Origin of the sequence: Vibrio paracholerae (assembly GCF_037672085.1) — a bacterium.
GTDB classification, from domain to species: domain Bacteria; phylum Pseudomonadota; class Gammaproteobacteria; order Enterobacterales; family Vibrionaceae; genus Vibrio; species Vibrio cholerae.
This window is the reverse complement of sequence record NZ_JBBHLM010000002.1, coordinates 1,962,510-1,973,694: the sequence shown is the minus strand read 5'-3', so window position 1 is coordinate 1,973,694 and position 11,185 is coordinate 1,962,510. Positions and strand designations below refer to the sequence as shown.

The 11,185-nt window shown below is 45.9% G+C and carries 11 protein-coding genes; 4 read left to right on the top strand and 7 right to left on the bottom strand.

Annotated elements, in window-relative coordinates; genetic code table 11:
• Window positions 1-226 precede the first annotated feature (226 nt).
• Window positions 227-817, bottom strand: coding sequence for a porin family protein (locus R4537_RS14070; RefSeq protein WP_071178503.1), 591 nt, complete (start codon window positions 815-817; stop codon window positions 227-229).
• A gap of 135 nt (window positions 818-952) precedes the next feature.
• Between R4537_RS14070 and cydH the strand changes: the two genes are divergently transcribed.
• Complete coding sequence (cydH, locus tag R4537_RS14065) at window positions 953-1,042, top strand: cytochrome bd-I oxidase subunit CydH (protein ID WP_000434305.1); 90 nt, start codon at window positions 953-955, stop codon at window positions 1,040-1,042.
• Window positions 1,043-1,060: 18 nt separating this feature from the next.
• Entirely contained in the window at window positions 1,061-2,218 is a 1,158-nt protein-coding gene (locus R4537_RS14060) for a patatin-like phospholipase family protein (protein ID WP_071178502.1), read from the top strand.
• Window positions 2,219-2,259: 41 nt separating this feature from the next.
• Here the strand turns inward: R4537_RS14060 and pyk are convergent, their stop codons facing one another.
• The gene (gene pyk, locus R4537_RS14055; protein ID WP_000099575.1) at window positions 2,260-3,705 is read right to left on the bottom strand and encodes a pyruvate kinase; all 1,446 of its coding nucleotides are present in this window, start codon (window positions 3,703-3,705) and stop codon (window positions 2,260-2,262) included.
• Between the two features lie 443 nt (window positions 3,706-4,148).
• Between pyk and mlc the strand changes: the two genes are divergently transcribed.
• Together mlc and R4537_RS14045 are read left to right on the top strand one after the other, a co-directional pair.
• A complete protein-coding gene (mlc, locus tag R4537_RS14050; RefSeq protein WP_000281796.1) occupies window positions 4,149-5,366 on the top strand; it encodes a sugar metabolism global transcriptional regulator Mlc in 1,218 nt (405 codons plus the stop codon).
• Window positions 5,367-5,470: 104 nt separating this feature from the next.
• Window positions 5,471-6,415, top strand: coding sequence for a chemotaxis protein CheV (locus R4537_RS14045; protein WP_071178501.1), 945 nt, complete (start codon window positions 5,471-5,473; stop codon window positions 6,413-6,415).
• A gap of 80 nt (window positions 6,416-6,495) precedes the next feature.
• Here the strand turns inward: R4537_RS14045 and R4537_RS14040 are convergent, their stop codons facing one another.
• The 5 genes from R4537_RS14040 to R4537_RS14020 all read right to left on the bottom strand — a co-directional run bounded on the left by R4537_RS14040 (window position 6,496) and on the right by R4537_RS14020 (window position 11,164).
• Entirely contained in the window at window positions 6,496-6,852 is a 357-nt protein-coding gene (locus tag R4537_RS14040; protein WP_071178500.1) for a hypothetical protein, read from the bottom strand.
• Window positions 6,853-6,991: 139 nt separating this feature from the next.
• Window positions 6,992-7,912: a ChaN family lipoprotein gene (locus R4537_RS14035; protein ID WP_071178499.1), complete on the bottom strand. Its 921-nt coding sequence runs from the start codon at window positions 7,910-7,912 to the stop codon at window positions 6,992-6,994.
• Window positions 7,913-7,989: 77 nt separating this feature from the next.
• Window positions 7,990-8,808 (bottom strand): 23S rRNA (guanine(745)-N(1))-methyltransferase, encoded by an 819-nt coding sequence (gene rlmA / locus R4537_RS14030; protein WP_071178498.1) that lies wholly within the window; start codon window positions 8,806-8,808, stop codon window positions 7,990-7,992.
• A 153-nt stretch (window positions 8,809-8,961) separates the two neighbouring features.
• Window positions 8,962-9,966, bottom strand: a complete 1,005-nt coding sequence (locus R4537_RS14025; protein ID WP_071178497.1) for a DUF2860 domain-containing protein — start codon at window positions 9,964-9,966, stop codon at window positions 8,962-8,964.
• Window positions 9,967-10,273: 307 nt separating this feature from the next.
• Entirely contained in the window at window positions 10,274-11,164 is an 891-nt protein-coding gene (locus tag R4537_RS14020; RefSeq protein ID WP_071178496.1) for a D-hexose-6-phosphate mutarotase, read from the bottom strand.
• Between the last annotated feature and the right edge of the window lie 21 nt (window positions 11,165-11,185).

Here is an 11,185-nt window from a genome sequence, read left to right as displayed (position 1 = left end):
GTTATTCATTTGTTAATTGTAGGTTGTGTTCTTTGGGTTTTAGTGACTTTGTCGAGGATTATGGTGTTTGATTGATGAGAGTTAGTGAATCTCACTGAGTTCGGCAAATTGAACTGATAGAACTATCTAATATAAAAGAAAGAGTGTCTGTCTAAAAAACAGCCACTCCTTAGAGGATATGCCCAGTTTTGCGAGTTTGTTAAAATTGGGGACTAAAAAGCGGTCATTAGAAGCGAATGGTTATCCCAACATTCGCTGAGGCTTGATTAAGCCAATCTGACTTAAATTTTATCACGCAGTTTTCTGACGAAGGCAGGGTGCATATCGCGCTTGAATCATTATCAACCATAGTGCCTAGCCAACGTAACTGAGCATTCAGTGCGACGTTGGAGGCAATACTGTATTCAACACCACCAAATGCGCTGGCAGAAAAACCGAACTTCTTATCTGCCCACGTTACATCGGTATAAGCTCCACCAATACCCAGGCCAATGAAGGAAGAGAGCTTTTCTGCTAATGGATAGTAAATGCTACTTTGAAAATGCAGATAATGAATAGAGGCATCTTGACTGACTAAGGTCTGGACTTCGGTAGGTTGCGTAGAATAAAACAAGCCAATTCGGCCTTTGTCGTAGGTTGTTTCAATTGCGAAAGCATAGCTGCTGGAGTTCTCAAGATCATATTGATGGCCAGCTTGATTGAGAACTCTTCCTCCTAAAGTGTAACCGACGGAAGGTGTCACCATCCACTCTGCGGCAGAAAGTGGCGCAAAGAGCAGAAATAACGTGTTGAGAATAAATAGATTTATTTGACGCATATGCAGATCCTAGCCAAGTGTTTGACGACCAAGGTATTGTGATAGTAACTGCATAATCGTGCACGAAAAATCAGCAAATCTTGAAGATACTTCACACCGATGTTATTACTTTGTTGTATAACCAAGGAGGTTTCTATGGAACAAGACCTGAAGTTTGCGTTAGCGATTGTTGCGATCACCTTTGCTGTGTTGATCGGCTTCGGAGTAATTGCAATTACACACTAGTCTTGGGTGGTCCTGCAAATGAAGAGTGGTGGCGTTGTTTCTGATGCAAGGACTGAGCTCGATACTCAGCGTCTAGCCAAATACATTGATGGTAAACATGCGCTGGTTGCTCAAGGGGGCGGCCAAAGAGGCATCTTTACTGCTGGTGTACTGGACGCTTTTTTATTATCTAATTTTGATCCTTACCATGAATTTTATGGTACCTCAGCAGGTGCCTTGAATTTGTGCGCCTTTTTATCTCGCCAAACCGGGTTAAGTAAAGCCTTTATCTTAGAGCTGACCACTCGCGCAGAGTTTTTCCATCTATTTAGCTACATCCGACGTAAACAATATATGAATATGCAGTGGGCGCTGGATCGGATCGGTGAATACCCTTATCGCTTAGATTTGGACATGGCGCGTCAGGCTTTAGGTAAGCGCAAAGCTTATGCGGCAGTCACATCCGCAGATGACTTAAAAGATGCTTATTTCCCTATGTTAGACGCAGATTGGCAGCAAGTACTTTTGGCAACCTGTGCGATCCCAGGCCTTTATCCTGAGCCTGTTACGCTTGCAGGTAAGCAATATATTGATGGGGGGGTTTCAGCATCAGTTCCGGTGCAAGAAGCATGGCGTAAAGAGGCTCGCTTTATCACGGTGATCCGAACCGAATTTATGCCGAAGGAGGAAGAAATGCCATCTCCCTCAGCGACAGAATTACCACTGTGGTTGCGTGAGCCACTGAGCCACTTTCAGCACCAATTGCAGCATAAGTGGTCAGGATGGCGTCAAGAGTGGAATGAATTCCTGCAACAACAAAAGCTGCGTGCAAAAGAGCAGAAAAAAGAGCAGAAGCATCTGGATGCCCTGAATGGTGGGCGCTGGTTATTTGGGGCTGATGATATTTATCGGCTCAGTCATTTATTGGGTAGCAAGTTTGATGCGGGACTGGCGGATTTATTAATGGTCCACTATCAAACCTATACGCTGACTTCTGAGTTTCTTGACGCACATCATGACGATACATTTATCGCGCAAATTATGCCAAGTGAGCCGTTGCACTCGAATTCGTTATTGAGTTCACCAGAGGCGCTGCAATATGACTATGAACTGGGACTGAAAGCGGGCTACCGCTTTTTAAAAGCGTATAGTGAAGCTGAGACTTTCCGTAAAGCTCTACCCCACAATCGGATGTGAGGTAAAGAGAAGAAGGCTATGTAGCCTTCTTCTTGCTATGACTAATACACAGGTAAGATGCGCATACAGTTGGTGGAGCCTTCGACTCCCATAATATCGCCTTGGGTAATGATGACTAGGTCACCTTCTTCGAGTAGGTTTCGCTCTTTGAGGGCATCTAATGCTGCAATCGCAGCTTCCAGGCCGCTGGCCTGTTTGGTATCGAAGTAGAAAGGGATGACTCCACGCAATAACGCACAGCGATTAAGGGTTGCTTGGTTGGCAGACATCGCAAAAATCGGGAATACGGAATTGAGCCTTGAGGTCATTAATGCGGTGCGTCCTGATTCAGTGAGTGTGACCATAGCTTTGACGCCTTCTAAGTGGTTGGCTGCATAGATGGTTGACATTGCGATAGCTTCTTCTTCAGTGCGGAACACACTTTTAATGCGATAGTTTTGCTCATTCGACTCAATCATCTTTTCTGCGCCAATGCAGACTTCTGCCATTGCTTTGACGGTTTCCACTGGGTATTTTCCTGCGGCCGTTTCTCCTGAGAGCATTACCGCGTCTGTCCCATCAAGTACCGCATTGGCCACATCCATGACCTCGGCACGGGTTGGCATTGGATTACTGATCATCGATTCCATCATTTGGGTGGCTGTAATCACCACTCGGTTGAGCCGTTTGGCACGCGAGATGAGTTTTTTCTGTACTGCAATCAATTCAGGGTCACCGATTTCTACACCTAAATCCCCCCTAGCGACCATGATGACATCTGAAGCACGTACAATGTCATCAATATTTTCATCACAGGAAACCGTCTCTGCTCGCTCAACTTTTGCGACCATCCGCGCATGAAGCCCAGCTTCTTGGGCAAGTCGGCGAGCGTATTTCATATCTTCACCGTTGCGAGGAAAAGAGACGGCTAAGTACTCAACTTGAATTTCTGCCGCAAGTCGAATGTCATTTTTGTCTTTCTCAGTCAAAGCATCTGCCGACAAACCGCCGCCTTTTTTGTTAATCCCTTTATTATTGGAGAGGGGGCCGCCGACCAAGACTTTGGTGTGGATTTTATTGCCTTCAACTCGCATAACTTGCAACTGCACACGACCATCATCAAGCAGCAAAATATCGTCGTTACAGACATCATGCGGTAGCTTTTTGTAATCAATCCCAACGCTTTCTTGTGTGCCTTCCCCTTTAGCTAATTCCGCATCAAGAATAAAGTTTTCTCCTTCATTGAGGATGACTTTGCCTTCTTTGAAAGTAGAAACACGAATTTTGGGTCCTTGTAAATCGCCTAACAATGCGACGTGGCGTCCTAGTCTCGCGGCAATTTCGCGAACTTTTTGTGCACGGTTTTTATGGTCTTCCGCAGTGCCATGTGAGAAGTTCATCCGAACGACATTGGCTCCTGCTCGGATAATGGCTTCGAGAATTTCTGGGCTTTCTGTAGAAGGACCTAAGGTGGCGACGATTTTTGTTCTACGCAAAGTTGAGCTCATATCATTGTTCCTTCGATGTGACGGTAGGTTACCTTACTACTTGAAGTTGCAGCGGTGCTCGCTTCCTTTGTTCACCCAACCAGATCATATATCTATGCTCATGGGGGATGATGAGAGTTAGTTTTGTTTCTCATCCAAGGCTGCGAGAGGCTGTGTAAATTTGTCGCCTACCTGCAACTTCAAGTAGTTTGGATATAAGTATAGTGGCTTAGGGAAATTATTATCCTGTTTATCCCTTTTCTGTTTGATGCGCCTGGTGGTGTTTGTTCTGTTTGGGTATATCGTACCCATCAATAAATGGCAGAAATAAAGGCCAATATTTGGATATAAAACACAAACTTCTAGGTATATGCGTGATATTTGTCACGGCTATCTGACAAAGAACTTCACAATTACTTCGCAAAGTAAAAAAATTGGTCTGTCTTTGAATTCCGGAGCGTCGCATGTACATGGCTCAACCCGGCCATATTGATCATATTAAGCAGATCAATGCGGGCCGCGTATACAAACTAATAGACCAAAAAGGGCCAATCTCTCGTATCGATTTATCGAAAGAGAGTGAGCTTGCGCCAGCCAGTATTACCAAAATTACCCGTGAATTGATTGATGCGCACTTGATTCATGAAACGACGGTTCAAGAGGCGATCAGTCGAGGTCGACCTGCTGTGGGTCTTCAGACCAATAATCTTGGGTGGCAGTTTCTCTCAATGCGGCTCGGTCGAGGTTATCTCACCATTGCTCTCCACGAATTGGGTGGAGAAGTGTTGATTGATACTAAAATTGATATCCACGAAATTGATCAAGACGATGTGTTGGCTCGCTTACTTTTTGAAATTGAAGAGTTTTTTCAAACCTACGCCGCGCAGTTAGATCGTGTAACCAGTATTGCCATTACGTTGCCGGGATTGGTTAATTCAGAGCAGGGTATGGTGCTGCAAATGCCGCACTACAATGTCAAAAATTTAGCTTTAGGACCAGAAATTTATAAAGCCACTGGATTGCCTGTGTTTGTTGCGAACGATACGCGGGCTTGGGCTTTAGCGGAGAAATTGTTTGGTCATTCACAAGATGTTGATAATTCGGTTTTGATCTCCATCCATCACGGACTTGGTGCAGGTATTGTGCTCGATGGACGTGTATTGCAAGGTCGACATGGCAATATCGGTGAGCTGGGGCATATTCAAATTGATCCGCACGGTAAACGTTGTCATTGCGGAAACTACGGCTGCTTAGAAACCGTGGCTTCTTCACAAGCGATTCGTGATCAGGTCACGGCGCGTCTTCAAGCAGGAGAGCCTAGTTGTCTTGCGACAGTTGACGATATTTCGATAGAAGATATTTGCGCTGCTGCTGCGGATGGGGATCCGCTTGCTGTGGATGTGATTCAACAGTTGGGTCGTTACTTAGGTGCGGCGATCGCAATTGTGATTAACTTATTCAACCCAGAGAAAATCTTAATTGGCGGTGTCATTAATCAGGCGAAATCGATTCTTTATCCCTCTATTGAGCAGTGTATTCGTGAGCAGAGTTTGCCGGTTTACCATCAAGACTTGAAGTTGGTGGAGTCGCGTTTCTATAAACAAGCGACCATGCCCGGAGCTGCTTTGATCAAGCAGGCGCTCTATGATGGTCTACTCTTAATGAAAGTGGTGGAAGGATAATCTGCCATTCCCATATAAGAAGTAAGAATTTCAGCTTTGCTTACATTTACATTTATACCTAGCGGCTATACTGTTACCTAGGTAGTCATTTAACGGAATTTCGTATGTCAGGTGTTTTGAACACGGTAGACCAGCGTACTAATCTGGTCGGCGAAAACCGATTGGAGCTGTTACTGTTTAGCCTCAATAGTCGTCAAATTTTTGCGATAAACGTTTTTAAAGTTAGAGAGGTGATCAAAGTCCCTCTGCTGACTAGAATGCCAGGCTCGCATCCGCATATCACTGGTGTAGCGTCATTACGTGGTGAACCAGTGCCTGTTATCGATTTACGATCTGCTATCGGTTTTCCTCCTCGGCGTGTTCAAGATACGGAACAAAACCTAATCATTACTGAGTATAACCGGACAATACAGGGCTTTTTGGTGGGGCAGGTGCGCAACATCATCAATACCGCATGGACGGAAATCCAGCCGCCACCTAAGTCGGCAGGAAGAGCAAACTATCTAACGGCATTCACGCATGTCAAAGAGCAAGACAAGACGCATATTGTTGAGATCATTGACGTGGAGAAGGTATTAGCAGAGATCGTCCATTATGATGCCTCGATATCCAAAGAAGTATTGGATGAGAGCCTACTCAATCATATGGATGGCCGAACCATATTGATTGTCGATGATTCTTCAACAGCACGAAATCAAGTGAAAGATACGCTGTCCCAATTAGGTTTAAAGATCATCGAATGCCATGATGGCTTGCAAGCGTTGAATTTATTGAAGTCTTGGTGTGATGAAGGTAAAGACATCTACAGTGAATTACTGATGATGATTACGGATGCTGAAATGCCGGAAATGGATGGTTATAAGCTGACTTATGAAATTCGTAATGATCCGCGTATGAAAGATCTTTATATCACACTGAATACCTCACTCAGTGGCAGCTTTAATGAGGCCATGGTGCAAAAGGTAGGCTGTAACCGATTTATCTCCAAGTTCCAACCTGATTTGCTCGTACAAGTTGCTCAGGAAAGATTGCGAGACGTGCTTTCCTAGGCATTAGGCATATAGGTTGAATAGATAGCATTAAAAAGGCACTCGATGAGTGCCTTTTTAAATAGTGTTGATTGGAGAGTTTACAATACGGCTAATAGAATGCCGCCTATGGTTACCGCAGCGGAAAGATATTGCCCAGCAGAGTAAGAGCTGTCCTCAACTTCTTTCACTTTTTCTGGATGAGCCATGCCTAAAGCGCCATAAGTGAAAGCTTCTACTTTATCGCCTACGGTTTTATCTTTGCTTTCTAGCGCCTTACCTTCTTTTTCAATTTCCTGTAAAGCGGCAAGCAGCGCTTTGCCTTCTTCAGACAAGGTGACTTTGTTCTGCTCTACTTTGAGTGGAGCAGGAGCCGTATCTGGCTTAGTAGATGTCTGAGATTTTAGCGTATTATTGGATGGCAATGTGTGCACGGATCCTGCGCCTATTGGGTTCATACCTCTCTCCTAAGTCATCACTCTAAAACTATATCGACCACAAACTAAAAAACTTGCGTGATTTTTACACTTTATGTGTGAAAAACAGGCAAGCAAATGCTGTGCCTGTTTTGAGTGTTTGACGGCTAAGAGGAGATGTTTATTCGCAAACGAGATCTGTGTTGCGATTTTTCAATGCGTTAATCGCTTCTGCTTGATGCGCTTTTTGCACATAACGCACAGGTGGTGTGAGTACTTGCAGTTGATAATCATCACTTTGTGGCGAAAGTTCACCAGCAGGAGTGATGATGACAATGTTGAGATTTGGGTTGCGACGCAAAATCGATGCTGCCGTGCCCAAACCCTGCTGAGTATGGAACATGCCGGCGATGTGTAGAACTTTGCGTTCAGGATTTGCCGCAAGATAGCGCACAATGCTTTCCGCCATGGTTTCATCCCAAGTGACTTGCGCCGCATATTGGTTCTCATTTTGTGCTGGATTGCCATGGTGCATTGAAGCCATAAAGTTGCTCTTGTATGGCGAATCTTGAATGTTGACTTCGGTTGCGACCCATTGGCGCTGTTCGAGGCTTAAACGGTCAAGATAATCAATCCCTACTCGGCCAATACAACGCACGATAGGCTTTGGGGCATTGGCAGCAATGACGGGCAATTGCTGGCTTTTTGCATATTCGACCAAAGGGCGGTAATCACTTTCGTAATTAGGCCAAGCATTCGCCTTTTGGATCAGATACTGCTCACCAATTTTCCCAGTGAGATAGTCATCCACCAAGGGCTGTGCATCACGGGTAAACTGTTCCATCGAGAGTGCCATAGGATGGCCATTTTCCGTCATCTGCTTAAGCAAATCAGTCTGGAAACGGTGGATACCTGCGTGGGTATGCCATTCACCGACCAAGATCACGTCAGCGTTTTCGATTTCAGCAGGCAATCTCTGTAGGCTGATCCGCTCACCAGTTGGCGTCGCCAATTGATAGTCATAAAAGGTACTGACTTGCGTTGGAGTGGCTGAGCAGCCGAGTAAGCTAAAAGAAAGGAAAAGTGCCGCAATAGTGCGCATAAGAAAGGCCTCCATAAAAATTGCGCTCATGGTAATGGAGGCGCCCGACTTATGCAATCAATGAGAATCGTTATCAGTTATTTTCTGCGATACACTCGGAGCATAAAATCGGCTTCACATTTGAAAGTATCACTTTGACTAACTCGGTGTTTAAAATCCTCACTGGCACGCCATGCGAACGGAGTCATTTGCAGCAAGTCTGCCGCTTCTGAGCCATTGAGTGCCATAGGGTAGTGGAGTTTACACTCTTCAACCAATTCAAAACCCGACAGAGTTTCTGGTTGCTCCTCATGTAAACGCACTTGATCGTAGATGCCTTGTTTAAATTGATACAGGTGACGCGCCGCAGGCGTGACGGTGATAACGATGCCGCCTATTTTGATACAACGCTCCAATTCGGTGTCTTTACATGGTGCGTAAATACGGATCACGCCATCCAGACTCTGATTGGCAAAAGGTAAGCGGTGGCTAGAGGCTACGGCAAACTGGCACTCTGGGTAGCGTTTGGCCGCGTAGCGTATGGCGATTTTGGAAATATCGAGCCCAAAAATTTGTGCTTCACTGTCTTGCTGGCGCAAAGCCTTGGCAAAAAAATCGGTGTAGTAGCCTTCACCGCAACCAATATCGAGCAGCGTTTGCTGTCGGCCAGCTAAATAGGTTTGGCACAATTTGGCAACTTTTTCACGCATGGGCACGTAGTGGCCAGTTTGTAAAAAACGGCGACGGGCTTGTGTCATCTCTTTGTTATCACCGGGATCTTTGGAGCGCTTATGCTGAACAGGCATCAGATTGACGTATCCCTCTTTCGCTACATCAAATTGATGACGATTGATACAGGCGTAAGTATTTTGGTTTAGCGTTAGAGGATGCTCACACAGCGGGCACAAAAAGGTCATGGTGGTCTCAATCAACAAAATAGAGGCATAAGTTTAACGGCAGCCGCGCGAAATACAAAGCGCAACCCATTCTCTTAATGCTATCGATGTTGACTACAGGAGGGATAAAGGCCGCTCAAATGCTTGAACGGCCATACAGTGAAGAGGCCAATATTAAAAATTGAAGGCGACACCGGTTGAAAGGAAGGTCGATTGTTGATCAAAAAAGTTGACCGCATCATCGGTTTCACTCAGTCCTGCCATCGCGTTAATCGAGACATTTTGCCAACCAAAGGGCGCTCGATAGACATACAGCGCAAAGGCGCTCCAGCGGTTGACATCACGGGTTTTCGCAAAAATCGGGTGTGCGGTATCGTACTCTTCTTGTCCATAACTCAGGGTTAAAAACAGCGCTTGGGGGCCGAAAAAGGTATTCACACCGAGTTGATAATCCAGCGCCGTAAAATCAAACGCATCCCCTTGAGCATCACGCTGGGTATAGGTGATTTGCGGGACTAAAGACCAAGAGCGGCTCAGAGGTAAAGAGATTTCAGCCGATACTTGTTGATACTCACTGTTGCGATTGAGTAACGCACGTTGCGTATTATTGAGGCCGGATGTTGCACCGCTTTGCTCTTCGTCAACTTTGTAATCTAAGTAGGCATAACGCAGAGTAATCGGAAGCGCGAAAGGCGCAGTATAAGCAAGGCGTCCTCCTTGCGCACTGATGTCGGTCGCCGCTCTTGCCGTCTGTGTTAAATAGGGATCGCGCCAAGTTTCATTAATCCCAGGCAGCGAAGGAAAATAAGCGAGTGTAATTTCACCCAGTCTCTCAAATCGGTGGGTGATACCAACTTCCGCCTGCAGTTGTCCCTCGATAACTTGGTCAGTACTTTGGCCTGCAAAAAGCTGAGTATTTCCCGAGGCAAAGGTGTATTGCACATTCCCGAGTGGTGCAAACAGGAGCTCGGAAGTGGAGGTGCCTGATTGCTGTAAATCCGTGGTGATCGCGTTGTCATCACTGGTGTTCATTTGCGATTTATCACGCACGTAAAAGCTGTTAAGGCTCAGTGTGACATCCCAACCTGGTTGATTTCTATCGGTTGGGCCTTGAGCATAAGCCGCTGATGGCAAAGAGGCGACAAGCAAAGTGAGTAGACTTGGGTAGATAATGTTCATTAGGCTTCCTTACCAAAGGTATGCGGTATCCCCTTCCTACTTGAGGCGGCAGCGGTGTTGGCTACGTTCGTTCACCTCAATCACATTGTTTATGTATGCTCATGGGGATGAACTCACTCGCCGCCTATCCGCAACTCCAAGTAGTTTGGGTATATGTCGAGAGGCACAATTATACCGAGCTAAGTCATGAATGCCATGACGAAAAGATGAACAGAGTGTGGATCGTTTAGTAAATTTGTCAAAAATGAAATAAGCAGCACCCGCGTTGTAATCTGGACTTGATGCAGTGCTGCTTATACCGAGAGGCTTATTGAGCTTGGCTAGTGATTTGAGTGACTAGCTGATGATTTTGCCCCGGCTGTAAGGTGATACCCTCTGCCAAAGACGGCGCATGCAGTGTTGATTCCACACACAAAAAGTGTAAGTAACCCTCATCATTCATGTCGGCCATCGATTGAGCACCTTGTTGCCAAGGATTCCACAACACTGCGGAGTTATGACCATGATTTTCAACGGTCAGCGTGCGAGTTAATGCGCGGTCTTGCACTTTGATCAAGAGCTCGGGTTGCGTGTAAACACGGTCTATCGTGTCAGTGAGAGTGAGCAAACCATGCTGAGTACATAGACGACTGTTTTGTAGGCTATCAATGTACTCCGTTCCCACACCTGAGGTTTGCGTTTCACGAATATCACCCACGTGCAGATAAGTGTGCAGAGCCCCAGAGAAGGTCCATGCTTTTGAATCCGTGTTAGTCACATCAAGTGTCACAGTCAAGCTCTCACGGATTTCCACGTGTAATCGAACGTCAAATTGATATGGCCAAATGGCTAAGCTCTCTGGCGTGGCTTGCAAGCCGAGAGTGACGATAACGCCTTGCTCATTTTCCCTGTGTTCGATCAGTTTCCATTCTTGGTTCCGTGCAAAACCATGTGCTGGGGCGGCAATACGACCAAACCATGGCCAGCAAACCGGAATACCACCGCGCAGCGCGGCTTTGCCATCGTAAATAGCTTGTGAACTCATCCACAGCAAGTCAGCTTGGCCTTTTGGCTGAAAGGAGAGGACATGGCCACCGTGCAGTGAGATAGCGGCGCTGGCTTTGTCATGAATGACGCGTACGATTTTGACTTGATCTTGCTCAGCTATGGTGACGCAATCAGACAATGTTGTGACGGTTTTCAAAGAGAGTAAATCCATCTTAGTTTCCTTGAGTCTGCA

Coding starts and splice junctions, on each gene's coding strand:
- R4537_RS14070 (WP_071178503.1), bottom strand. CDS start 817: ATGCGTCAAATAAATCTATTTATTCTCAACACGTTATTTCTGCTCTTT.
- cydH (WP_000434305.1), top strand. CDS start 953: ATGGAACAAGACCTGAAGTTTGCGTTAGCGATTGTTGCGATCACCTTT.
- R4537_RS14060 (WP_071178502.1), top strand. CDS start 1,061: ATGAAGAGTGGTGGCGTTGTTTCTGATGCAAGGACTGAGCTCGATACT.
- pyk (WP_000099575.1), bottom strand. CDS start 3,705: ATGAGCTCAACTTTGCGTAGAACAAAAATCGTCGCCACCTTAGGTCCT.
- mlc (WP_000281796.1), top strand. CDS start 4,149: ATGTACATGGCTCAACCCGGCCATATTGATCATATTAAGCAGATCAAT.
- R4537_RS14045 (WP_071178501.1), top strand. CDS start 5,471: ATGTCAGGTGTTTTGAACACGGTAGACCAGCGTACTAATCTGGTCGGC.
- R4537_RS14040 (WP_071178500.1), bottom strand. CDS start 6,852: ATGAACCCAATAGGCGCAGGATCCGTGCACACATTGCCATCCAATAAT.
- R4537_RS14035 (WP_071178499.1), bottom strand. CDS start 7,912: ATGCGCACTATTGCGGCACTTTTCCTTTCTTTTAGCTTACTCGGCTGC.
- rlmA (WP_071178498.1), bottom strand. CDS start 8,808: ATGACCTTTTTGTGCCCGCTGTGTGAGCATCCTCTAACGCTAAACCAA.
- R4537_RS14025 (WP_071178497.1), bottom strand. CDS start 9,966: ATGAACATTATCTACCCAAGTCTACTCACTTTGCTTGTCGCCTCTTTG.
- R4537_RS14020 (WP_071178496.1), bottom strand. CDS start 11,164: ATGGATTTACTCTCTTTGAAAACCGTCACAACATTGTCTGATTGCGTC.